Origin of the sequence: Peptoniphilus grossensis (assembly GCF_001940285.1) — a bacterium.
GTDB lineage: Bacteria > Bacillota > Clostridia > Tissierellales > Peptoniphilaceae > Peptoniphilus_A > Peptoniphilus_A faecalis.
In genome coordinates this window covers 143,412-168,114 of record NZ_MJIH01000001.1, presented here as the reverse complement: position 1 = coordinate 168,114, position 24,703 = coordinate 143,412, and the positions used below count along the sequence as shown (strand labels likewise).

At 29.9% G+C, this 24,703-nt stretch carries 25 protein-coding genes and 1 pseudogene; 1 reads left to right on the top strand and 25 read right to left on the bottom strand.

Annotated features, from left to right (window positions below):
- Positions 1 to 2 precede the first annotated feature (2 nt).
- From BIV18_RS00845 to rpsO, 22 genes are all read right to left on the bottom strand, one after another.
- Positions 3 to 893, bottom strand: a complete 891-nt coding sequence (locus BIV18_RS00845; RefSeq protein WP_075658785.1) for an ACP S-malonyltransferase — start codon at positions 891 to 893, stop codon at positions 3 to 5.
- Positions 890 to 1,912: an NAD(P)H-dependent flavin oxidoreductase gene (locus BIV18_RS00840; protein ID WP_075658783.1), complete on the bottom strand. Its 1,023-nt coding sequence runs from the start codon at positions 1,910 to 1,912 to the stop codon at positions 890 to 892. Before BIV18_RS00840 ends, BIV18_RS00845 begins: the two co-directional genes overlap by 4 nt.
- Positions 1,890 to 2,819 (bottom strand): NAD(P)H-dependent flavin oxidoreductase, encoded by a 930-nt coding sequence (locus BIV18_RS00835; RefSeq protein ID WP_075658781.1) that lies wholly within the window; start codon positions 2,817 to 2,819, stop codon positions 1,890 to 1,892. Before BIV18_RS00835 ends, BIV18_RS00840 begins: the two co-directional genes overlap by 23 nt.
- A 1-nt stretch (position 2,820) precedes the next feature.
- Positions 2,821 to 3,714, bottom strand: coding sequence for a 3-oxoacyl-ACP synthase III family protein (locus BIV18_RS00830; protein ID WP_075658779.1), 894 nt, complete (start codon positions 3,712 to 3,714; stop codon positions 2,821 to 2,823).
- Complete coding sequence (locus BIV18_RS00825) at positions 3,705 to 4,481, bottom strand: acetyl-CoA carboxylase carboxyltransferase subunit alpha (RefSeq protein WP_075658778.1); 777 nt, start codon at positions 4,479 to 4,481, stop codon at positions 3,705 to 3,707. Before BIV18_RS00825 ends, BIV18_RS00830 begins: the two co-directional genes overlap by 10 nt.
- Positions 4,468 to 5,322 carry an acetyl-CoA carboxylase carboxyltransferase subunit beta gene (locus tag BIV18_RS00820; RefSeq protein WP_075660353.1) on the bottom strand — a complete coding sequence of 285 codons (855 nt, stop codon included), beginning with the start codon at positions 5,320 to 5,322 and terminating at the stop codon, positions 4,468 to 4,470. Before BIV18_RS00820 ends, BIV18_RS00825 begins: the two co-directional genes overlap by 14 nt.
- On the bottom strand, positions 5,309 to 6,697 hold the full coding sequence (locus BIV18_RS00815) for an acetyl-CoA carboxylase biotin carboxylase subunit (RefSeq protein ID WP_075658776.1): 1,389 nt from the start codon (positions 6,695 to 6,697) through the stop codon (positions 5,309 to 5,311). The genes BIV18_RS00820 and BIV18_RS00815 overlap by 14 nt, the downstream gene beginning before the upstream one ends.
- Positions 6,694 to 7,164: an acetyl-CoA carboxylase biotin carboxyl carrier protein gene (gene accB, locus BIV18_RS00810; protein ID WP_075658774.1), complete on the bottom strand. Its 471-nt coding sequence runs from the start codon at positions 7,162 to 7,164 to the stop codon at positions 6,694 to 6,696. Before accB ends, BIV18_RS00815 begins: the two co-directional genes overlap by 4 nt.
- A gap of 1 nt (position 7,165) precedes the next feature.
- Complete coding sequence (gene acpP / locus BIV18_RS00805; RefSeq protein ID WP_075658772.1) at positions 7,166 to 7,387, bottom strand: acyl carrier protein; 222 nt, start codon at positions 7,385 to 7,387, stop codon at positions 7,166 to 7,168.
- A gap of 326 nt (positions 7,388 to 7,713) precedes the next feature.
- Complete coding sequence (locus BIV18_RS00800; RefSeq protein ID WP_075658770.1) at positions 7,714 to 8,025, bottom strand: YerC/YecD family TrpR-related protein; 312 nt, start codon at positions 8,023 to 8,025, stop codon at positions 7,714 to 7,716.
- Positions 8,026 to 8,120: 95 nt separating this feature from the next.
- Positions 8,121 to 8,771 carry an OLD family protein gene (locus BIV18_RS00795; RefSeq protein WP_075658768.1) on the bottom strand — a complete coding sequence of 217 codons (651 nt, stop codon included), beginning with the start codon at positions 8,769 to 8,771 and terminating at the stop codon, positions 8,121 to 8,123.
- Between the two features lie 4 nt (positions 8,772 to 8,775).
- Positions 8,776 to 9,009 (bottom strand): hypothetical protein, encoded by a 234-nt coding sequence (locus BIV18_RS00790; protein ID WP_075658766.1) that lies wholly within the window; start codon positions 9,007 to 9,009, stop codon positions 8,776 to 8,778.
- Positions 9,010 to 10,461, bottom strand: a complete 1,452-nt coding sequence (locus BIV18_RS00785) for an AAA family ATPase (RefSeq protein WP_075658764.1) — start codon at positions 10,459 to 10,461, stop codon at positions 9,010 to 9,012.
- A complete protein-coding gene (locus BIV18_RS00780; RefSeq protein WP_075658762.1) occupies positions 10,458 to 11,435 on the bottom strand; it encodes a metallophosphoesterase family protein in 978 nt (325 codons plus the stop codon). Before BIV18_RS00780 ends, BIV18_RS00785 begins: the two co-directional genes overlap by 4 nt.
- A gap of 11 nt (positions 11,436 to 11,446) precedes the next feature.
- Entirely contained in the window at positions 11,447 to 12,511 is a 1,065-nt protein-coding gene (recA, locus tag BIV18_RS00775) for a recombinase RecA (protein WP_075658760.1), read from the bottom strand.
- Between the two features lie 2 nt (positions 12,512 to 12,513).
- Positions 12,514 to 13,749 (bottom strand): competence/damage-inducible protein A, encoded by a 1,236-nt coding sequence (locus tag BIV18_RS00770; protein WP_075658758.1) that lies wholly within the window; start codon positions 13,747 to 13,749, stop codon positions 12,514 to 12,516.
- 8 nt (positions 13,750 to 13,757) lie between these two features.
- On the bottom strand, positions 13,758 to 14,291 hold the full coding sequence (gene pgsA, locus BIV18_RS00765; protein ID WP_075658756.1) for a CDP-diacylglycerol--glycerol-3-phosphate 3-phosphatidyltransferase: 534 nt from the start codon (positions 14,289 to 14,291) through the stop codon (positions 13,758 to 13,760).
- Positions 14,288 to 15,604: a 30S ribosomal protein S12 methylthiotransferase RimO gene (gene rimO / locus BIV18_RS00760; protein WP_075658754.1), complete on the bottom strand. Its 1,317-nt coding sequence runs from the start codon at positions 15,602 to 15,604 to the stop codon at positions 14,288 to 14,290. The genes pgsA and rimO overlap by 4 nt, the downstream gene beginning before the upstream one ends.
- On the bottom strand, positions 15,597 to 17,807 hold the full coding sequence (locus BIV18_RS00755; protein ID WP_178385763.1) for an FtsK/SpoIIIE family DNA translocase: 2,211 nt from the start codon (positions 17,805 to 17,807) through the stop codon (positions 15,597 to 15,599). Before BIV18_RS00755 ends, rimO begins: the two co-directional genes overlap by 8 nt.
- A 196-nt stretch (positions 17,808 to 18,003) precedes the next feature.
- Entirely contained in the window at positions 18,004 to 18,435 is a 432-nt protein-coding gene (gene dut, locus BIV18_RS00750) for a dUTP diphosphatase (RefSeq protein ID WP_075658750.1), read from the bottom strand.
- A gap of 65 nt (positions 18,436 to 18,500) precedes the next feature.
- Entirely contained in the window at positions 18,501 to 20,600 is a 2,100-nt protein-coding gene (locus tag BIV18_RS00745) for a polyribonucleotide nucleotidyltransferase (RefSeq protein ID WP_075658748.1), read from the bottom strand.
- A 43-nt stretch (positions 20,601 to 20,643) separates the two neighbouring features.
- Positions 20,644 to 20,910: a 30S ribosomal protein S15 gene (gene rpsO / locus BIV18_RS00740; RefSeq protein WP_075658746.1), complete on the bottom strand. Its 267-nt coding sequence runs from the start codon at positions 20,908 to 20,910 to the stop codon at positions 20,644 to 20,646.
- A gap of 198 nt (positions 20,911 to 21,108) precedes the next feature.
- Here rpsO and BIV18_RS10480 point away from each other — a divergent pair.
- Positions 21,109 to 22,102, top strand: a pseudogene (locus BIV18_RS10480) (DDE-type integrase/transposase/recombinase).
- Positions 22,103 to 22,147: 45 nt separating this feature from the next.
- Here BIV18_RS10480 and BIV18_RS11525 read toward each other — a convergent pair.
- The 3 genes from BIV18_RS11525 to abc-f form a co-directional block, all read right to left on the bottom strand.
- Positions 22,148 to 22,330 carry a phage portal protein gene (locus tag BIV18_RS11525; RefSeq protein ID WP_075658744.1) on the bottom strand — a complete coding sequence of 61 codons (183 nt, stop codon included), beginning with the start codon at positions 22,328 to 22,330 and terminating at the stop codon, positions 22,148 to 22,150.
- A complete protein-coding gene (locus BIV18_RS11520) occupies positions 22,296 to 22,568 on the bottom strand; it encodes a phage portal protein (RefSeq protein ID WP_075658742.1) in 273 nt (90 codons plus the stop codon). The genes BIV18_RS11525 and BIV18_RS11520 overlap by 35 nt, the downstream gene beginning before the upstream one ends.
- Positions 22,569 to 22,755: 187 nt before the next feature.
- Positions 22,756 to 24,357, bottom strand: a complete 1,602-nt coding sequence (abc-f, locus tag BIV18_RS00720; RefSeq protein WP_075658740.1) for a ribosomal protection-like ABC-F family protein — start codon at positions 24,355 to 24,357, stop codon at positions 22,756 to 22,758.
- Between the last annotated feature and the right edge of the window lie 346 nt (positions 24,358 to 24,703).

The window sequence follows — 24,703 nt, the reverse complement described above, 5'->3', positions numbered from 1 at the left end:
GCTCACCTCTTAATTATTTCTTCTTCGTTTTTAAGAGAAATTACTTGAACTTCTTTAAAATTTTTTCTAATTATTTTAGAAATTACATCTCCTGGACCGATCTCTATAATCTTATCCACTCCATCATCTATCATGTTTTTTATATCATCAAAAAGTCTTACGGGATTGTATATATGTTTTGATAAAACCATTCTTAAGTCTTCTCCACTATATATTTCCCCTGTTAAATTTAAATAATAATTTATCCTAGGTTTTTCAAATTCTATTTCTTTTAACTCTTCAAAATATTTTTCTCCAGCATTTTCCATATAGCATGTATGAAAGGCTCCACTTACTTTCATTTCAATAGAGCGTATTTTTTCTTTATTTAAGTACTCTTTAAATAAATCTATATTTTCCCTATCTCCAGCTACTACAACCTGCTTTGGGCTATTTATATTTGAAATATAGATTTTATCAGGGTAAGAAAAATTTGCAATAAGATTTTCTACTTCATTTTCGTTTTTATTCAAAATTGCAAGCATCTTAGTATTGTATTTTTGGCTTTCGTTTTGCATAAGACTTCCTCTTCTTTTAACAAGAAAAAGTGCATCTTTATATGACAATGATCCTGCCAACACAAGACTTGCGTATTCTCCAAGACTTAATCCACAAGTTGCAACTATATTCTCATCCTTTTTCAAGAATTCTAGTGCAGCAATTTGAAAAGCAAGCATTATTGGTTGAAGATTTTTAGTCCTAGATAATTCTTCCAGACTTCCATTTAAAATAATTTTTTCATATTCAGAAATCTCTTCATATATATTTTTTGTTTTTGGATGATTTAAAAAGACTCTGCCCATATTTTCATATTGAGAGCCTTGACCTCCAAAAACTACTCCTATTTTATTCATTTCTCCTCCAATAACCAGTCTATATAATCATCTACAGATCTAACTCTTTCAATGTTTTCGATATCAGTTCCTGCAAAAAATAATCCTTTATTTATATCGCCTTTTACGGCATTTATAAGAGCCTCACTTATACAATAATTTGTATCTTTTCTTTTACAAGTTTTTATACATGAAAGGCAATGCTTAGGTGGAATTTTTTCTGATTTCATTTGTTTAACAAGATTATTTTCCATGCCTCTTGCAAGTAAACCAACAGGACTCTCCAGTATCACATTTTTAAGGTTTCCCTTATTTTTTGCATTTAAAATTTTTTCTTTTGCAGATTTTGGCAGTCCCGATTCTTTTGTAAATAAAAAACCCGTTCCTATTTGAACTCCAGTTGCTCCTATTCTTAAAGCTTCTCTCATAGCTTGTGGAGTGCCAAAACCACCTCCAACGAAAATCGGAATATCTTTTACTAATTTAATAATTTTTTGCAACTCGTCAAGAATGTCTATTTCTAAATCCTCTCTTTTAAATCCAAGATGCCCACCAGCTTTCGGCCCTTCTAAAATTATTAAATCTGGTTTCCTTTTGTACTTTTCCCATTTTTTCATGATAATCTTTAGAGCTCTTGCAGATGATACAATAGGACCAATTATTTTTTCTTCTGAAATATATTTTGGCAATTCAAGGGGAAGTCCTGCTCCTACAACTACACCATCAACATCTGTACTATTTAAAAACTCTAAATATTCATCAAACCTCTCTACAACATGCATTAAATTTGTCAGTATGAGTCCTCTTCCTTTTGACTTTTTTCTTGCAAATTTTAAATCTTCTATATAGGCTCTTTTATTTGCCTCAAAGGGATTTTTCAAAAAATCCTTTTGTGCATAACCTGGATTTACCATTGATAAAGTGCCTATTGCTCCTCTATTTGCTACTGCTCCTACCAAGTCTTTACTTGACATACCAATCGCCATGGCTCCCTGAATAATTGGTATTTCTATATATTTATCTTTTATTCTTATACTCATTTTTTATCTCTTTATATTCACTCATTAATTTTTCAATGTATTCCTTGACAGATATTATTGAATTAAAGGATCCAACAGATAAGCCAGTCATTACAGATCCATTTTCTACATCTCCTTCAATTACAGCTTTTTTAAGTCTGCCAAGAGTGAAGTTTTCAAGTTCTAAAGTAGAATTATTCCTCTCAAGTTTTTGATATTCTCTTGTCATTTTATTTTTTAAGACTCGCATTGGTATTCCATTTATATTTCCAATTACAGTTACCTTTGATGAATTTGATTTTAATAATAGCTTCTTATAATTTTCATGAATTGGACATTCTTTAGTGAATAAAAATCCTGTTCCTATTTGTACTCCACTTGCTCCTAAAACTTCTGCTGCAAAAATTTCTCTACCAGAAGCTATGCCTCCAGCTGCTATAATCGGTCTTTTAGTTTGTGCTATGGCTTGAGGAATGAGAGTAATAGTCGTCATTTGCCCTATATGTCCTCCAGCCTCTAAACCTTCTGCTATAAAAGCAATAGGTTCAAGTGCTTCATATCTTTTTATTTGAATTGGCGATGATACTACTGGCAAAACTTTAATATTTTTGCTTATAAATTTGTCAGCAAATTTTTCATATGTTCCCGCTCCAACAGTTATGATCTTTACATCTTCTTCTAAAAGAACTTTAATTAGTTCATCAATATCAGGCCTAAGCATCATCAAATTTACCCCAAAGGGATTATCTGTTATATTCCTCAATGCCCTTATATTTTCTCTTAGTTCATAAGTATCCATTCCACCAGACCCAATAATACCTAAACCGCCAGCACTTGAGACCGCTCCAGCAAACTCTCCCTTTGCAATATGTGCCATTCCCCCTTGTAAAATCGGGTATTTTATATCAAGTAATTTTTTTAAATCCATCTCACCACTCCATTAAAACACTTACAACAGAAAGGCCTGCACCGAAACCAGATAAAATTATTTTTTCGCCACCTTTTATAAGAGCAAAATTTTCTGCAATAACTAGAGGAATTGATGCAGCAGATGTGTTTCCATATTTTTGTAAATTTAATAGACAATTTTTTCTATCCATTCCAATTTTTTCCACTACATGGTCAATTATTCTTTTGTTAGCCTGATGCAAAATCATTTTATCAATATCTTTCCCTGTAAATTTATTCTTATTTAAAAGTCTTTTTATAGAATTTAAAACTTCTTCAATTGCAAATCTATAAACTTTTTTTCCATCCATAGTGATTTTAGAGTTTTCATCTAAATTCAAGGAATTTTCATTTGAAAAAGATGCTACATCTGTTTTCCATAACTTATTATTTTTCTCTACTAAAACTCCGCCAGCACCATCTCCAAAAAGTATAGCTGTCTTTCTATCTTCCATATCCATGAAGTCAGATATTTTTTCACTTGCAAAAATATAAGCTCTCTTTCCTTCTAAGAGATAGGACTCTGCAATAAGTAAAGCTGCCACAAATCCACTACATGCAAGATTTATGTCTAGGCAAAGACAGTGGGGATTATTTTTAAGTTCTTCTCTTACTAAATTAGAAACTGATGGCATCCTTTTTTTAGAAGAAAAAGATGCACAAATTATTAAGTCTAGATTTTCCATATTATTTTTAAATTTCTTAGCCAAATTTAATGCCATTACATCAGTTCCATAATCTGAAAATTGTCTAGTAATTATTCCTGTTCTTTTTTCAATCCATTCTGAGCTTGTGTCTAGATTTTGTTCAAAATGTTTATTTTCTATAAATTTTTCTATATCAAATTTATGAGCTTCTAAGATTTTTAAACCCACTTAACACCTATCTTTCTAAACTTATTATGTCTATCTCTAATAATTTCCTTTGAAGAAAATTTTGAATAATATTTCAAATCTTCAAGAATAATCTTCTTTAAATCTAAAATTGAGATTTTATTTTTATTTTCTTTTACAATACCATTAATAATTCTATCTTCAAGTAAATCATGTGAAGTTAGTCGCATTAATTCAGCGGACTCCCTTGCCCTAGATTTACTTTTATATAAAATTGAGGAGAAACCTTCAGGTGATAAAATTGAAAAAACAGCTCCCTCTCCCATATAAATTTTATTTGCAAGAGCAAGAGCCAAAGCTCCTCCAGATCCTCCCTCGCCTATTATAAATGCAAGGCTAGGAACTTTTAATCCAGCCATAGTAATAAGACAATCAGCAATAAGTTGATGTTGGCCCATTTCCTCTGCTTTAACGCCAGGGTATGCACCAGGGGTATCTATAAAAGTGATAACAGGTCTTTTAAATTTTTCAGCTGATTTCATTAATCTTATAGCTTTTCTATATGCATGAGGTTCAGGCATTCCAAAATTTGTTTTTATGGCTTCTTCCATGCTGTGGCCTTTTTGTATGCCTATAAAAGTCATTGTATAGTTTTCAAGTTCTCCTACTCCGCCGATTATTGATTGAGAATCTCCAAAAGCCCTATCACCTTTTACATAATAAAAATCGTCGAATAAGTCTTCTATAACTTCCTTGGATACACTTCTGCCTTTAGATCTTGCATTTATAACTATCTCATAAGCGTCCATATTTCCTCCTATGCATCCTCAAAATTTTTCCAATCATTTCTCTTTGATTTTTTCTCTCTACTATCATGTCAAGAAATCCAAAGTTTTCAAGATTTTCTGCCTTTTGAAAATTTTCTGGAATTTTTTCGCGGAGGGTTTCTTTTATTACTCTTTGACCAGCAAATCCTATTAAAGCACCCGGCTCTCCTATATTGTAATCACCTTGAGCAGCAAAGCTAGCACTAACTCCTCCCATAGTAGGATTAGTTAAAAGACTTATGTAAAGTCCTCCTTTTTCTCCAAAGGAATAAATAGCAGAACTAATCTTTGCCATTTGCATTAGAGAAAAAATTCCCTCCTGCATTCTAGCTCCTCCACTTAATGAAATAATTACAATAGGAAGTTTTTTCCTTTCTGCTTCCTCTATCATATTTGTGATTTCTTCTCCAACATAAGTTCCTAGACTTCCCAACATATAAGTATCAATTAGCGAAGCCACTAAAACTGGACTTCCTAAAATTTTACCCCTTGCTATTTTTACTGCTTCAGAACTTTTATCTTCTTCCTTATTTCTATAATTTGGAAAATTTATAGGATTTATTTTTTTTGAATTATAATTAATTAATCTATATCCCTTGTCCATGAGCATATCAAATCTATCTATTCCAGTTAAGGGAAAATATGAAGAACATTGTGGGCAAATAAATAGGTTTTTTTTTAAATCTTCTAATCGACTTGCTCTTCCACATTTTTTACAAACCAAGATTTTTTCATTGTTTTTTTTTGTTGAAAAATCTTTTGCAATTTTGCTAAGATTTTTTATCGCTCCTAGCAAAGTTTTTCTATTTTTAAGATCTCTCATGGACATTTTTAGCTACCTCTTTCATTTTATTTATTATGACTTCTTCCTTATCTTTAATATAATTTGTATGAAGTCTGCCTTTTAGAAAATCTACATCAAACAAAAGTGCATACATAAATCCTAAATTTGTCTTTATTCCTTCAATCATTGTTTCTTCAATGGCTCGTCTTAGTTTTTTTATTGAATTTAGCCTTTTATTGTCTTTTACGATTATTTTTCCAATCATAGAATCATAGTAAATAGGAACATCAAAGTCTTTATAGATAGCTGAATCAAACCTGGTATCCATACCACCGGGAGTAAATAAAAAATTTATTCTTCCACTTGATGGCATAAAATTATTTAATGGATCAACTGAATTTATTCTAACTTCAATTGAATGACCAGAGCATTTTACATCTTCTTGATTTATTGAAAGACCGATACCTGATGCAATCTTAAATTGTTCCTTAATTATGTCAATTCCAGTAATCATTTCTGTTACTGCATGTTCCACTTGAAGCCTTGTGTTCATCTCGCAAAAGTAAAAATTTTCATCATTATCAACTAAAAATTCAATTGTCCCTGCACCCGTATATTTTGTAGCATTCACACAATCAAGACTTGCCTTATAAAGCTTTTCTTTTAATTTCATGGATATAAAATTACAAGGAGCTTCTTCTAAAAGTTTTTGATTATTTCTCTGTAAGCTACATTCTCTTTCAAATAAATGTATAGCTTTATCTCCATCTGATAAAATTTGCACTTCAATATGTCTTGGTTGTTCAATTAATTTTTCAATAAATATTTTTTCATCACCAAAAGATGCTTTTGCTTCAACCTTAGCTAAATTAATAGAATGAAAAATTTCATCTGCAGAATCAACTCTCCTCATTCCCTTTCCTCCACCACCACTTCTGGCTTTTAAGAGTATGGGATAGCCAATGTCTGTGCAAATTTTTAATATTTCTTCATCACTTTGATTATCTAGTGCAACAGCCTTTGCAACAGGTACTCCAATTTTTTCCATAAGTTTTTTAGCTTGAATTTTATCGCCCATTAACTTTATCACTTCTGGATTAGGACCTATAAAAATAATCCCTTCATCCACGACTTTTTTAGCAAATTCATAAGATTCTGATAGAAATCCATATCCCGGATGAATTGCATCACAACTTTTTTCCTTTGCACATGTTATAATTGCATCCATATTTAGATAAGTATCCTTTGAAAACTTATCTCCTATACATATTGCCTCATCAGCTAAATAAATATAAGATTGATTTGCATCAGCTTTTGAATAAATAACTAAGGTTTCAATCCCTAATTCCCTAGCACTTCTTAAAATAGAAAGTGCACACTCGCCACGATTTGCAATCAAAACTTTTTTTATCATAATTGCTCCAACTTAAAAATTTCAGCATCATATTCAACAAAGTCTTCATTTGATACAAGGCAATCAACAATCTTACAATCATAGGGAGCTTTTATTTCATTCATCATCTTCATCGCTTCAATAATACATAATGTAGTTCCTTTTTTTACCTCATCCCCAACTTTTACAAAGGGCTCTTCATCTGGAGCTTTAGAGGAGTAAAAAACTCCAAGAATTGGAGCCTTTAAAACCTTTATATTTGTTTCTTCTTTTAATTCATCTTTATCTTCAATTTTTTTATCAGTTATTAAATTGTTAGATTTGTCATTTCTCTTATTTTGTAGATCCATTACTTGTAAGTTATTTTCATAAAAAGGACTCTTACTAATTTTTAAAGAAAAATTATCTAATTTAAACTCAAGAATATTAAGTGAAGAATCTTCCAAAGACTTAATGAGTTTTTCCGTAACCTCTAAATATTTTTCCATTTTATTTATCCAAATATTTTATTAAATCTTCTATAGTTATTATTTTTTCAAATACATCATCAGGAATTTCCTTTCCTGTTTCTTCTTCTATGGCCATTGTCAATTCAACTGCATCAAGAGAATCTAGTCCAAGATCATCTCGTAGATTAGACTCCATCTTAACTTCATCTTTATTAATTCCAAAATTACTAGCAATAATATCTTTTAAATTTTCTAAATTCATTTTCTTCCTCCAATTAGTTAAAAATCTTTACTTAATTATTCTATAGTATTATTTGTCCTTTGTCAATTATTTAAGTTTTTTTACATAATTTTTTTTATATATCATCTTAAATTCTAATCACTATCTAAATTAATAGAGAATTACAAAAAAAAGATATATGTAATCGACTTATTATCGATTACATATATCTTTATAAAAAATTTTATCTATATTTATTGGTTTTTAAAGTAAAGGGACTAGATATTATCTAGCCTCTCACAAATTTGACATAAAGCTATATTAACAAATATACCTATTTTATCAATAATATAAGAACAAGACTATTCTTATTCTTTTTCTTCATCTATAATATTTAATCTTGTTAAAATTAATTTATAGCCATCAGCTCCATAATTTAAAGATCTATTAATTCTTGAAATAGTTGCCGTTGAAGCTCCTGTTTCACTTTCAATTTCGTGATAGGTTTTATTTTTAACAAGTAGTTTTACAACTTGTAATCTTTGTGCAATTGCTTGTAGTTCTTTAACAGTGCAAATGTCTTCAAAGAATCTATAACATTCTTCTAAGTTTTCTAAAAGTAAAATAGCTTCGAATAATCCATCTATTTCTTTACTTTTTATTTTTGAGTCGTAAATCATTATATCCTCCTGACTTAAATAATAATGCAATATATAAACAATTCATATTTTCACTAATATACTAACAATTTTACTTGCTAAAGTCAAGATAAAAATCACTGATCATATACACTTACTTCGCTAATTCCTTTTTTATTAGTTACTTGAAAAGCTTTATCACAAATTTGAGAAAGATGAGGATTGTGAGTAACCATAATTATCTGTCTATTAAATAAATTTGATGATTTTTTTAGAAATTCACCTAAATTAAATATATAATCGTTGCTTACATGTTTTCCAGGTTCATCAAGGATAAGTGGACCAGATAGCTTTGGTTGATTTAGCTGCAAAAATGCAATTCTAAGGGCAAGTGAAATAATATCAACCACTCCTCCGCCTCTAGAAATTTCAGGTTTAGTTTTTATACTGTATCCTTCAGGATAATTACTTTGTACAAAAAATTCTGCAACAGGTACAGATCGAGACTCGGATAGTTCAATTAAAAATTCAATATCTGTTTCAAAAATAAATTGCAAGCATTTTGTAACAATATCCTCAATTTGTCTTTTAGATTGTTCTCTTGCAAATTCAGAAGTTTTTTGAAATAAAAGAGAAACTTTCGTAAGAACATCGCTATATTTTTCTCTATCATATAAAGTTTTTTCAGTTTTATCTAATTGATTAGATAAAATTTCAATTTTACCCTCATCGCTTAAAATTTTATTATTTAGTTCAACTAGTTTTAAATCAAGTTCTTTTAAGTCCAAAAAATCACAACCTAGGCATTAAATTATTGGCTTCGTCAAAAAGTTTGTCAATTTCATTTTTTAAATTAGAGATTTCACTTTCAAGGTCTTCAGGTTTTATACCTAGCTTTTCAATTTCAGCAAGAATATCTTTTTTTTGTGAATTTAATTGTTCTAATCTAGCTTCAGATTTATATTTCATATTTTTTAATCTATCTAATTTATCTTTTAAAATTTTTAAATTGTTTTCGTAATTCATTTAATCATTCCTCAAGTGGTATTTAATATGCTCAATTGAATTTTCATCAATTTGGCTATAACAGAAAGGGCACACTCCCATTTCTAAAATTATATTTTCGTAAGAGTCAGAACATTCTTTAATACTTGTATAAACCTTTTTAAGGTTGTTTTCTTCATCAACAATTTGTGCAGAAAGTTCTTTAAAAATATTATTTATTTCAATAATATTTTTTAAATCATTTAATTTATCTTCTATATTTGTCTCAATAAAATTAATCTTATCATTGTTTTCAAAGTTTTTTATGTATTCATTACCTAAATCAAGCTTTAAATTAATTTTATTTAAACTGTCCTCATATGCATAAACTTTTGAATAAAAAATCAAATTTTTTTCCAACTTTTCTATAATTTTTTGAACATCGCCATTATTTTCATAACTTTTCAAATCATTATTTACATCAGCTATATTCTTGATATTTGTAAAATACTTAATGTATAAATTTTCGTAAACTTCTAAATTTTTTTTATTATCGTCAATTTTAGAAATTATGAGATTTAATTCGTCTAGAGATTGAAGTTCAGTTAGATTGTTATTAATAGAGTTTATCTCAATATCTGTCCTATGAATTTTTTTTAGATAATTTTCAAAACTATTTTTCTTAAAAATAAAATTTTCTAGTTTTGAAGCTATTTTTTCTAAATCATTCAGACTCTTAAACTTTTTAACTAAGTTTGTGATTTCATCAAGTTCAATTTTGTTTTTATCAAAAGTTTCTTTTAATTTAATACTAAGATTCAACCTTTCTTGCAGATTTTTAATTTTATTTCTAATCTCGGTGATCTTCTTGAACTTTTCCTTATAATCTTTAATATAGTTAAACTTTTCTAGTTCTTCTTTTAGTTCATCTCTACTTTTTATTAATTCAGCAATTTCTTGATTAACTCGCTTGTTATCCCTTACCACAGTCCTTAATGCATCATCAACATAATTTACGCCTATTAATCTACCAATTGCAGATGCACGAAGAGATCCCTGCTCATTTAATAAAAAGGGTCCATCTAATTGTTGGGCAATATTTAAAATAGTTTTGTTATTTGAATTATCTAAGGGAACTTTATACATATTTGTTGCATCTGTAATTTCCTTTGGGACATCAACGCCAAAGCCCTCAAACCTCATTTCATTTCCTGAAGAGTCAACGAAAAAATAAGAATTTTTTGATGGAGTTTTTGATCTTTCAACTATTACACCATTGGAGAAAGTAATTTTTACTGAGACATCTTTCTCACCTTGCCTAATAAAATAATCTCCCTTTGGTTCGTTGTAGAGAGCCCATTTTATAGCTCTTAAAATTGCTGTTTTTCCTACATCGGAATTACCTAAGATTACATTCAACCCCCGATCAAATTCCATTTCTGTGTAATCGTGAGATTGAAAATTATGAAGTTCAATTTTTTTTATATAAATCATGAATAACTAACTCCATTAATCTGTGCTTCTTCGAACCTCTTCAAAGCTTCTTTTTTTACTTCTTCAGAAATATTTTCACTTTTAGAAATTTTTAAAAGTAAATCAAAAATATCTAAGCTCTTATAGTTAGAGGTTGAATCAATACTTTCTTTAAATTCAGCAAGTTTAATACCTTTAAATTGATGCCTTTCCATTTCCGATCTGTCTAAGACTTCATCTCCTGGTTTTGCACATTTTAAAAAGCGATCTTCTATTTTTATCTTGTCATTTAAAGTAATAATATTGACTTTTGGTCTTCTTTTAATTTCTGCATTAGAATTTGATATTCTAATTAATGCTCCGGGATTTACAAAATATTTATTGTCTATTTTAACGGTTTTAAAACCAAAGTGATAATGACCTCCAAGAGTTATATCTGCCTTAGTTTCCTTAATGTCGTCAATTAAAGTATGAGGAACTTCTTTCATAAAGGGTTTGTCAATTAAAAAACCATGAGTCATGTGAATTGAAAATCTACAAGTTTCATCAACTTCGTTTAAAATGTAATTATGCCTATTGGAAACTTCATCCATAGAATATACATAGGGCGATCCAGTTAGTTGTACCTTTATGTCTTTTTCTAAAATTATTTTTTTATAATTTACTAAATGCATAACACCTAAATTACAAAGAAGTCCAAGCATAGTTCGATCTAAAGTATCTGGATTATGACCAAAAATATCGTGATTTCCACTAATAATATATATTGGTATACCATAGTTTTGAAAAATTTGTGCAAATTCTGAGACTATGCTCACAGAAACGTCAGGTCTATCAAATAGATCGCCACCATGCAAGACATAGTCAATTTTTTCTTCTTTTATAATATCTGCAATTTCCCTTAATTTTTCTTTTAAAGTCTCTTTATAATCATCTAACCTATTTTGAGGATTTGTCCCTCTAATATGAGTGTCTGTTAGATAGAGTATTTTCAAAAAATCACGCCCTATTTATCCTCTTCTAGAAAGTTTTCTGGCTTAGCTGATTCATTATTGAGTTCATCATCTGACATTAGATTGTAGTAAACTCTAACTTTATGTTCAATTTCCTTTAATATTTCAGGATTTTTTTCTAAAAACTCCTTGGAATTTTCTCTACCTTGACCAAGCCTTTCTTCGCCATAGGAATACCAAGCTCCTGCTTTTTTTACAATATCAGCTTCTGCTGCTACATCTAGAATATTTCCAACACTAGAAATTCCCTTGCCATACATGATATCAAATTCAGCTTGTCTAAATGGAGGAGCAATTTTATTTTTAACAACTTTAACTTTAACTCTATTTCCTATTATTTCGTCACCCTTTTTAATAATTTCTGACCTTCTAATATCAAGTCTTACTGAAGAATAAAATTTAAGAGCTCTCCCGCCAGTAGTAGTTTCAGGATTTCCAAACATAACTCCAACCTTTTCTCTAAGTTGATTGATAAATACAACTGTACATTTAGATTTGTTTATTGCACCAGTGAGTTTTCTAAGAGCTTGCGACATTAATCTTGCTTGAAGACCAATTTGAGCTGCACCCATCTCTCCATCAATTTCAGCCTTTGGAACAAGAGCTGCAACAGAATCAATTACAATTAAATCGACAGCATTAGATCTAACTAGAGCTTCTGTAATTTCAAGAGCTTGTTCTCCAGTGTCAGGTTGTGAAATAATCAAATTTTCTATGTCTAAGCCAAGGTTCTTTGCATAACCAGGGTCAAGAGCGTGTTCGGCATCCACAAAAGCACCTGTTCCCCCTTTTTTTTGAGCTTCTGCCAACATATGAAGTGCTAATGTAGTTTTACCAGAGGATTCAGGCCCGTATATTTCAATAATTCTCCCCTTAGGTATCCCACCAATCCCAAGAGCAATATCTAGAGCTAGAGATCCCGTAGGTATTGAATCAATATTAAGCTTAACATCTTCTCCTAAAATCATTATTGATCCTTCTCCATATTGTTTTTCAATTTTTGATAATACATTGTGAAGGGCTTCTTGTTTTTCCTTGTTTGAATTGCTATCTTTCATAATTACTCCTTAAAATTTTTTCTAAGTACATAAAGTATTTGAGATAATACTCTATTGACAGTGCTTCTCCTTATTTTATTTCTATCACCTGAAAAGAAATAGTGTTTTGTATAATATTTTTTATCAGAAAAATAAATGCAAGTAAATACATTACCTACTTCAGTTTCAGAAGAATTAGGTCCAGCTTCACCAGTAGTTGATACGCCAATATTTGCATTAGTTTTTTCTTTTATTTTTCTTGCCATTTCATAGGCAGTGTTTTCGCTAATAGCTCCAAATTTATCTAAAATATTTTTAGATACACCTAAATTTTTATTTTTTGAATTATTGGAATATGTGACAAAAGAAGTTTCCATAACACTAGATGCACCACTAATATCCGTAATTGCAGCACTTACCATTCCGCCAGTTATGGATTCAGCAAAGGAAATTTTTAGATTATTTTTGTTTAATATTCTTACAATTTCTTTTGCAACATCATCGTTGTTTTCAGAATAAATATGCGTTTCAAATTCAGCATAAAGTGATTTTAAAACTTTTTCTACAGAAAATTGCAATTCATCTTTTTTTGTATTTTTGCCAATAATTTTGACTTCAGTATAAGTTCCGTGTGCAAAAGTATTTACGCTTACACTTTTATCGTCAAAGGACATTTTTCTAATTTTATCTTCTATTAAAGATTCGCCAAGACCAATAATATCAAGTGATTTTACCATTATATTTTCATTAGTAAAGGATTTATTAGCAAAATAATAATCTATCATTGGCTCCATTTCACTTGGCGGTCCTGGTAAAAGAATAATTCTTTTGTTGTCAAATTTAATGGATTCGCCTAGAGCTACTCCCCATTTATTTTCAATTTTTTCTGAACCTTCTATTAGCATAATTTGTTTTAAATTGTTTGGAGTCATGGTTCTGCCAAGTCGTGTAAATCTATTTTCCATTTTTTCTTTTTCTGACTCATCAATATAGATATTCCTATTTAAAAACTTTGCTACGGCATCTCTTGTTATATCGTCATTAGTAGGTCCAAGTCCACCACTTATAATAATTAAATCCGAATTATTGGTAGAATAATTTAATTCCTTGACTATCTCATCTAAGTCATCATCAATGGAAACCTGTCTATTTACTTCAATTCCCATATCAGTTAATTTTTCAGAAATATATTTTGAGTTTGTATTTGTAATTGAACCGATTAAAATTTCTTTGCCAATTGTCAAAATGCTAGCTTTCATAATTCTCCTTAAATATTCTCTAAATCAAGAACTTTTTTATTTTTAATTAAATAATCTGCACCTGAAATTACTGTAAATACAACAGCTAGGTAAAATATACCCATTCCAATAGGTCTAAAAGTGTTAATTCCTGTCAAGAGTAAAATATTAGATACAAGTTGTGTAACAGTTTTAAATTTACCAAGGGGGCTTGCTGCTATAGTAATATTTTCAGAAGCTGCTATAATTCTAAATCCGGTAATAGTAAATTCTCTTGCAATAATAATTATTACAGCCCATGCAGGCATTTCGCCAGAGCTAACTAACATAATCATTGCAGAACATACTAAAATTTTATCTGCAAGAGGATCTGCAAATTTCCCAAAATTTGTGACTAAATTGTCACGCCTTGCTAAATGTCCATCTAAAAAATCTGTAAAAGAAGCAATAGCAAAAATAAGAGTGGCAATAATTCTTGAATTGTTAAAATCCAAGTACATAAATAATACAAAAATTGGAACCATCAAAGTCCTCATAATAGTCAATTTATTTGGGATATTCATATAACTTCACCTACTAAATCATAATCTAAAGTATCAGTAATTCTAACTTTAACAAAATCCCCAACTTCAAGATTTTCACTGGATTCAATATATGTCACGCCGTCAATTTCTGGTGCATCCATATAAGTTCGTCCAATATAATTATTTTCATCAATTTTTTCTTCGATTAATACTTCTAAAGTTTTATTAAGATTTTTTGAAAGAATTTCTTTAGATATATCGCTTTGAATTTCCATAATTTCATCATTGCGATTTTGTTTTACCTCGTCTGATATTTGATTTTCAAATGTAGAAGCTTTTGTGCCCTCTTCTTTAGAGTATTCAAAAACCCCAAGTTTATCAAATTTTGCTTCCCTAATAAAATCAATAAGCTCTTTAAAATCTTCATCACTTTCTCCAGGAAATCCAACTATAAAAGTTGTTCTAATTACAATTTCTGGAATTGATTGGCGTAAGTTTTTAAGAGTTTTAATGATGTGATCTTTATTAGTTTTTCTATTCATTTTTTTTAAAACATTATCAGAAATATGTTGAAGTGGCATATCAACATACTTTATTAACTTTTCATTAGTTTTAAATTCTTCAATTAATTCATCTGTAAAGTGATCTGGATACAAATATAAAACACGAATCCATTTCAAATCTTTTATTTTTGAAATTTCTTTAATTAAATTTGCAAGAGAATATTTCGAGTATAGATCGATTCCATAATCAGTAGTGTTTTGTGCGATTAAAATAATTTCTCTTGCACCCTTACTTACTAAATACTCAACCTCAGAGCATATATCTTCAATTTTTCTAGATCTGTTTTTGCCACGAAGCGATGGAATAATGCAGTAAGAACAATTGTTGTTGCAACCTTCAGAAATTTTCACAAACTCAGTAATGTTTACAACTTCTTTTTTTATGCCCTCTATATAGGCAGAATTTAAATTATCAGTTTTTATAAATAAATCTCCTGCAAGACTTCTGTTTAAAAGTTCATTTATATAATTTATATTTCCAGTGCCAATAATTCCATCTATTTCTGGAATTTCCTTTAATAGTTCTTCAGGATATCTTTGAGCTAGACAACCTGATAGAAGAACTTTTTTACATCTTCCTTTATTTTTGTATTCCACTGATTCTAAAATAGTATCAATAGATTCTTCCTTTGCAGCATCAATAAACCCACAAGTGTTGATAATTAAAATATCAGCTTCATTGGCAGAATTTACAATCTTGTATTCTTTTTTATCTAAAAGGGAGTACATTATAGATGAGTCTACATCATTCTTTGAGCAACCCAATGTAACTATATGCACATTATTCATCTTCATCACCTAAAATCATATCTATTTCTTCCTTCGTCTTCAAAAGTTTCCTAGGCTTTGAACCTTCATGTGGACCAATTATACCCATCTCTTCCATTTGATCTACGATTCTACCAGCTCTTGAATAACCAACTTTTAATTTTCTTTGAATATAAGAAATTGAAGCTTGTTCATCGTTAACTACAAGTTCAACTGCTTCTTTAAAGAGTGGGTCCTTTTCTTCCTCGCCCTTTATTTTTTTATTTTCAATAGCTTTTTCAATTTTTGATTCAACATTTCCCTTTATTTCATTGTTGTTCTTTACAAAATCGACAACTCTTTCAACTTCGCTATCACTTATAAAAGCACCTTGTATTCTCTTTGGCTTTGGATACTTGCTTGGATAAAATAGCATATCTCCCTTTCCAAGGAGCTTTTCAGCTCCACTCATATCAAGAATTGTCCTCGAGTCAACAGATGATGCAACTGAGAATGCAATACGTGAAGGGACATTTGCCTTGATTGTTCCTGTAATTACATCCACTGAAGGTCTTTGCGTAGCAAGAATAAGATGCATTCCGGCAGCTCTTGCCTTTTGTGCAAGTCTTGCAATATATTCTTCAATTTCCTTAGAAGCAACCATCATTAGGTCTGCAAGTTCATCGACAATAATTAAGATTTTAGGAAGTTTTTCTTTCTCCCTTCCCTCTTCAACCATTTTTTTGTTGTAACTCTTTAAATCTCTCACGTGTTTATCGGCAAAGGATGCATATCTTTTTTCCATTTCATCTACAGCCCAGTTAAGTGCAAAGGCTGCTTTTTTGGGATTAGTAACAACATCTATCAAAAGATGTGGTATGCCATTATAGACACTAAGCTCAACAACTTTTGGATCTATAAGCATAAGTTTTACATCTTTTGGAGATGATTTATATATTACACTTGTGATTATAGAGTTAATGCATACTGATTTACCAGAACCAGTTGCACCAGCAATTAATAAATGAGGCATATCTTCCATGCCTGAAATTAATATATTCCCTTCAACATCTTTGCCAAGAGTTAGAGGTATATCTGAATTAATAGTTTTAAATTCCTGGGAATCAATTAGTTCTTTAAGACTAACAGGATCTTTTTCTTTATTTGGGACTTCAATACCAACTACATTTTTTCCAGGGATTGGAGCTTCTATACGAAGATCAGAACTAGAAAGAGCCATTGCAATATTATCGTTTAACCCAACTATTCTAGATAATTTAATGCCAGGAGCTGGTTTTAATTCGTAAGATGTTATTACAGGCCCACGATTTATCGCAACAATTTTAGATTCAATTCCAAAATTTCTCATAGTGTTTTCAATAATTCTTCCCTTTTCAATAACTTCGTCTTTAGAAAATCTACCCTTCGAGCTAGTTCTATCTAATAAAGCTATATCTGGATAAGTGTAAGTGAATTCTTCTTTATTTTTATTTTCAATATCGTTTTTTATAGTATCCACAACATCTTCATCATTACTTCCATCTTTTAATTGAATAGTTGTTTTAGAACTATTTTCTTCTATATTTTCATCGATATCTTGTTTAATTTTTTCAGATTCTTCTTTAATATCTTCTTCAGAATAATCTTTAATAATTAAATTTTCTCCAAATTCCTCTGCATCTTTTGAATTTTCTTTAGCCTTTTTTAGTTCATTTTTTTCTTTTCTAAGATTTTCTCTTTCCAATTTCTTTTTTTCTTTTTCTTCTAATTTAATTTTTCTATCAGCTTTTTTTTCTGCTAGTAGTTTCTTTTTATCTTCAATATATTCTCCCATATCTTCAAAAAACATAATTATTTGATCAATGTTTATTTTTATCATAAAGTAAATTGAAACCACAATTATTATTCCAAGAACTAAATAAGTACCAAGTGAACCTAAAAGTTTGTATGAAAAAAATCCAAAGATTGCTCCAATTATACCGCCACTTCTCGTTATGTCCATATACTCTGTTGATTTTATGATTCTTTCTATTAAAGTCATGTCCATTTCCTTTGACCCGTCAAGGAAAATTAAGATGCACAAAAATATTATAAGAGAACAAACAATATATCTTCTCATATGCAATTTAGTAGCTTGAATATTAAATAATATTCCCCAGAAAATTAAAAGAAGAGGAATGATAAAATTTCCTGAACCCGTAATAACAGAAAATAATTTATATATTAAAGTACCAATTAAACCCATTTTTTGACTGTATAGGCAAATAAAAAATACTATACCTATGACAATTAAAAATAATCCAATAATTTCTTTCCCAGAAGAAATATTTGAAGAAGTTTTTCTTCTTTTTTGAATGTTTTTTTATTTGTAGTTTTTTTATTGTTTTTTTTGTTTTTTATCAAGAGAAAGCACCTCATTAATATTATAACAATTTGTCCTCTCAAACGCCAGTATGACCGAATCCTCCATAGCCTCTTTCTGTATCGCTTATCTCTTCAACTTCAATAATTTCGGGAGTTTCAATTTTCATGAAGACAATTTGCGCAATTCTCTCACCATCTTTAATAGTAACTTTTTCATTGCTCATATTTATTAAAATCACTTTTAATTCTCCACGATAGTCTGAATCTATTGTGCCTATTCCATTTGGAAGTCCTATGCCTTTTTTCAAGGCAAGTCCAGATCTTGCTCGAACTTGGGCTTCATATCCTTTTTCAAATTCAAGAAATAATCCCGTCGGAACTAATACTCTATCAAGTGGTTTTAATACTAAATCTTCCTCAAGATTTGCTCTCAAATCCATTCCCGAAGAACCTTTGGTTTCGTACTTAGGAAGTGGATGCTTGCTTTTATTTATAATTTTTAATTTCATAAATTCCCCTTTAAAAAATCGCATTAAAATAAACCTTAATGCGACTAAAATATTATTTATTTATCTTATTCTGTCTTTGTATCTTCTCTTTTTATAAGAGCTTTTCTTGAAAGTGAAATTTTTCCAGTGTCTTCAGATATTTCGATAACTTTAACTTCAACAGTGTCGCCAACTTTTAAAACATCTTCAACATTATTTGTTCTTTCATGGGCAATTTCAGAAATATGAAGAAGTCCCTCAGTTCCCTTCTTGATTTCAACAAAGGCACCGAATTTAACTATCTTTTTAACTTTACCCATATAAACATCACCGACTTCAATATCTTTTACAATATCTTCTATGATTGCAATAGCTTCTTTAGCCTTTACATCACTTTCAGAAAGTATGGAAATTCTTCCATCATCGTCAATATCAATTTTAACGCCAGTTTGTTCAATAATTTTGTTAATTATTTTTCCACCAGCACCTATTACCTCACCAATTCTTTCTGGATCAATAGAAATCATGTGAATAATCGGAGCATATTTAGAAAGTTTAGCTCTTGGTTTATCTATAGTTTTAGCTAAGTGATCAAGAATTTCAATTCTTGCAACTTTAGCTCTTTCAAGTGCAACTTCGAGAATTTCTTTTTTAATTCCCTCAACTTTAATATCCATTTGAATAGCTGTGATTCCCTCACGAGTTCCAGCTACCTTAAAGTCCATATCTCCAAAGTGATCTTCAAGCCCTTGAATGTCAGTTAAGATTTTTATAACACCATTTTCTTCAATAAGACCCATTGCAATGCCAGCTACAGGAGCTTTAATGGGAACACCTGCATCCATAAGAGCTAGAGTAGATCCACAAATTGATGCTTGAGAAGAAGAACCATTAGAAGATAAAACTTCAGACACAACTCTAATTGTATATGGGAAAGTTTCACTATCAGGAATTACAGGCTTAAGAGCTCTTTCAGCAAGAGCACCATGACCAATTTCACGTCTGCCAGGAGATCTTGATGGTTTAGTATCACCAACAGAGAATCCTGGGAAGTTGTAGTGATGAATATACCTTTTTGGCTTGTCATCTCCAAGTCCATCTATAACTTGTTCTTCAGAAATTGCACCGAGAGTTGCAATTGATAGTACTTGAGTTTGTCCTCTGGTAAATAGTCCCGAACCATGAGCTCTTGGTAAGACTCCAACTTCAGAAGAAAGTTGTCTTATTTCTGTAAGCTTTCTATCGTCAGGTCTTCTTTCCTCTTCAAGTATTCCTCTCCTAACTTCATTTACTTCAATTTCTTCTAAAGCAAATTCAATATCTTTTTCATTTTCTTCCATAAGATCTTTGAAATGTTCTCTTATATCATTTTTTGCAGCTTCAGTTTTTTCAACTCTTGTAACTTTATCTTTTTGTCTTATTGCATCAACCAATAGATCCTTGCCATATTTTTTAACTTTAGCAACAATTTCTTCGTCAGCTTTAAATACTTCGTATTCAGCCTTTTCTTTTCCAACTTCTGAAGTAATCTTATTAACAAAGGTACAAATTTCTTTGATAACTTCATGTCCCTCTAAGATTGCCTCTAACATTTCAGCTTCACTTACTTCCTTTGCACCAGCTTCAACCATCATAATAGCAGATTCAGTGCCAGAAAGAGATAAATTAATTCTAGAATTGTTTCTCTCTTCTTCATTAGGATTTATAATGTATTTTCCATCAATAAAACCAACCTCAACAGATCCAGTAGGCCCATCAAAGGGAATATCAGAGATAGAAAGAGCAATAGAAGAACCTATCATAGCAACAATTTCAGGTGAGTGATCTTGATCAACACATAACACAGTTGCAACAATTTGTACATCATTTCTATATCCCTCTGGAAAAAGAGGTCTAAGAGGTCTGTCAATTAATCTAGCAGATAAAGTAGCTTTTTCGCTTGGTCTTCCCTCACGTTTAATGAATCCACCGGGAATTTTTCCAACTGCATACATTTTTTCTTCATAATCAACACTTAGAGGAAAAAAGTCGATTCCCTCTCTTGGTTTAGATGAAGCTGTAGCCGTAACTAGAACAACAGTATCTCCATATTGTACTAAACAAGCACCATTAGCTTGTTCTGCAACCTTTCCAATTGTAACTTTTAATTGGGAACCTGCAAGATCCATAGTATAAGTTTTTTCCATTATTTCCTCCTTCTAATAAGAAAGAGCGGAATTACCGCTCCTACTATCCTCTTATTTGTAGTTTTTTAATAAGTGTACGATATCTTTCTATATCACTATTTTTTAAATATCTTAATAAGTTTCTTCTTTTACCAACCATTTTAAGAAGTCCTCTTCTTGAGTGATGGTCTTTCTTGTGAATTCTTAGGTGTTCATTTAAATCGTTAATTCTTCTAGTTAGAATAGCAATTTGTACCTCTGGTGAACCAGTATCACCTTCGTGAGTTTTAAATTCATCAATAATAATTTTTTTAATATTTGGTTCTAGCATATTTTCCTCCTAATTTTTAATAAAGCTAATCAAAGTACACGTCGAGGAGCGTCGAACTGTGAATAGCTATTTAACCTTGTATATCTTACCATATAATGCCGTAAATGTAAAGTAATCTATTTTTTTAACTAAATTCTTATGTAGTGTTACAATTGATGTGAAACCAAATAGAAGAAAAATAGAGAGATATCCTATATAATTAAATTAACCAAATATAAAAAGAAAGGATACTCTACGAATACAATTATATCAAAAAACCAAGGATATTTGCCACATACTTTAGATACAAGATATCACGCTGTTAAAACTTATAGAAGTGGATATTCTATTGCCTTTGTAATAAGGAGATACAAAATTTCTAAGTCGTCTTTAATGAGATGGAATAAAAGATTTGGTGGAACAAAGGCTTCTCTTATGGATAGATCTCATAAGCCTTTAAGTAAACATCCTAATACTCATACTGATGAGGAAATTTTATGGATAAAAAATTATATTAAAAGAAATCCTAATATTTCCATGATAGAACTATATGCAAAGCTTAAGTTTGATAAAGGATATAAAAGACATCCTTGTTCATTATTTAGAGTTTTAAGGAAATTGGGATATTTTAAAGATGAGGTTAAAAAGAAAAAGCCTTACATTCCTAAACCGTATAATACTTCTAAAAATATTGGTGTAAAATGGCAATTAGACGTTAAATACGTTCCAAAAAATGTTACGTAGGTGAAATTCCCGATAAATTTTATCAATATACTATGATAGATGAGGCAAGGCGTGAAAGATTCATATATCCCTTTAAAGAACAGTCTTCATATTCAACTGTAGAGTTTGTAAAAATGGCTATAGATTATTTTGGATATCAACCTGAAATTATACAAACAGATAATGGATTTGAATTTACTCATTTTAAGGAAACAAAAAAGATACATCCCTTTGATATTTTATGTAATGAACTAGGCATAAAACATCAGTTAATAAGACCTAGAACACCAAGACATAATGGTAAGGTCGAAAGAATTCATAGAAATGATAATGAGATATTTTATAAATATTTATCTTTTATAGCTACGATGATTTAAAACTTCAAATGAAAAAGTATTTATATAAATCAAATAGATTACCAATGCAAGCACTAAATTGGCTGACGCCTATTGAAAAACGAAATCTATTATTTATGGCTAGTCCCCAATAATAGATTAGTACATAGGATATTTATTTTTATATTTTTGGTATCACATCATTTACAAATGTACAAAAATTCTAGTGACTGCTGTTCTATATTTGAAAAGCTTGATCTCTCCAAATCTCCAATCATATAAAGTGGAATTCTAAAAATTCTAGCTATCTCGTTTAGTTGGAATTTTCTTGTTTCCAAAAATTGAGCCTCATTTGATGCTATGGCTATTGGTTGGTATCTCATTTCTTCTATTACGAATAACTTGAGCATAGGCATTACCCCATAATAAAAGATGAGTCATTAGTGTTTCTCTAAATACAAATGAAGTCATCTCAGTATTTGGCTCATCGTGCAAAAGAAAATATATGATGTGGTCTTTTGCTTTTTCATTTGAATTTGAATTACCTCTTTTATACAGATGAAGAGGAAGTCCTGCTAAAGTTTCAGCAAGGACTCTTACACAGGAATAAACTGCCGTCATTTGCATAGCAGTAAATTCGTTGACATTCCTACCTGCTGTTGTTCTCCCAAATAAAAAAGACGATGAAGATATCCTCTCCCCGTCTTTAGGTTTGTCTCTCTACTTGAATATTAAATTTAAAATGTTTATATTACCACCTCCTAAAAGTAGGTATGAAAAAAGCACCTACTAATGTAGATGCTAAAATTTATTTTTTTCTTTCTTCAATGAGTTTATTATATTCATCTTCTAGTTTTTTTCTTTCCTCTTTAGGTATCTCCATTGCTAGTCTAGAACTTATGGAAGATATTCTAAAGTCAAGTAATAAACTATTTCTCTCCTTGCCATTTATTGTCTTCTTATTTCTATTTTTGTATTGTGATAAATTACCTTTAAAATTTTTGATTCTTTTATCTTCTATAATTAAAAGTGTATCTGCTATGTTATTTATGAACTCCTCATCATGGCTTACAAATATAAATGGTCTATCATAAGATTTCAATAGATTTTCCAAGCTTTCTATAGCATTTATATCTAAAAAGTTTGTTGGTTCATCAAAAATAAGATAGTTAAAATCAGATGTTAATATTTTAGCTAATTTTACCTTGGCTTTTTCTCCATCACTTAAAATACTTACAATCTTGTAGACATCATTAGTCTTAAATCCTAATCTTGCAAGAACAATCCTCGTCATTGTTTCGTCGTATATAGATGTATTTAATACATTTTCTAGAATGTCAGCATCTTCTTCTAAAATATCACTCATTTGACTAAAATAACCTATTTTAAGATTTGGATGCACCCATACATTTTCTTTGTAGAGAATCATATTTAAAAGTGTGGATTTCCCACTTCCATTTTCTCCTATAAGAGCTATTTTAGAATTATTTTTTATTACAAAGTTTGATTTTTCAAATAAAATTTTATTTCCAAACTCTTTATTTAGCTTTTCTCCTCTTATCAAAATTTTAGAGTGAAGTCGTTTATTATCAGGAATGGATAGTTGTATTTCTGTATCTTCTTTAGGTTTTTCTTTTACTTCTAGTTTATTTATTCTGGACTCTACAGATTTTACTTGTTTATCTAGTTTTTTCTTGTTTTCTTGACCGCCCATCTTATGGAGTCTTGCTTCTGAGTTCCCCATCCTTTTTGGAGTGGTTCTTACTTTTGATGATTGGTCTTTTATATTTATAGCCAAATTTTCAAGTCTTCTTTTTTCTATTATATAATTTGAATACTCTTTTTCTTTAAACTTAAGTCTTTTCTGTCTTTCTTCAAGATAGAATTTGTAATCTCCATTATATTCTTCAATTTTCTCGTTTTTTAATTCTAAAATCTTTTTACAAGTTCTATTTATGAAATCACGATCATGTGAAATTAGAAGATATCCTACTTTTCTTGAATTTAGCTTTTCTATAAGTTCTTCCTTTTGCTTTAAGTCTAAGTGAGATGTAGGTTCATCTATTAATAGAAATTTAAAACTATCTGATAATAGGTCTATTATTTTTAATCTTTGTGCCTCTCCTGGACTATAGTTATCATCAACCTTTAACTGTGATCTAAAATAGATTTCGTTAGAAAAGTCGTTGACTTTACTATCATAATTTAATAAATAACCTAGCTCACTATCCACTCTTACTTGACCAGTATAGTCTTTATCTAAGCCTAATATTATTCTTAAAAGAGTAGTTTTACCCGTTCCATTTTCACCTATTAAGGCTATCTTATCATTTTTATTTATTGATAAGCTATTGATTTCAAATAGTCTTCTATTAGGAACAGTTTTTATCAAGTTTTGTATATATATCATAAATCCTCCTATGTTTTTTTGAGAGGATTTCTTTTCCTCTCTTAGTTATTTAGAAAACTATTTGTATTAATCATTTATCTGTACCTCCTAATACTATTTTTATAACATATACCCAATTTAGAAAACTATTATCCCTCTGTCGTCGTATACAGATTCACTTCTTGTATCATTGCCACATCTTATTGTTCTATCAAGTGCCATGATGGTAGCAATAACTCTGGCTATCTTCTCTGTAGATTTTTCCTTATCTACTTTTATATTTCCTGCAGGGTCTGTTTGAATAAAAAATATTACCCATCATTCCTTTAAGTGAGTAAAAATATAGTCTTGAAATCAATAGCATTGT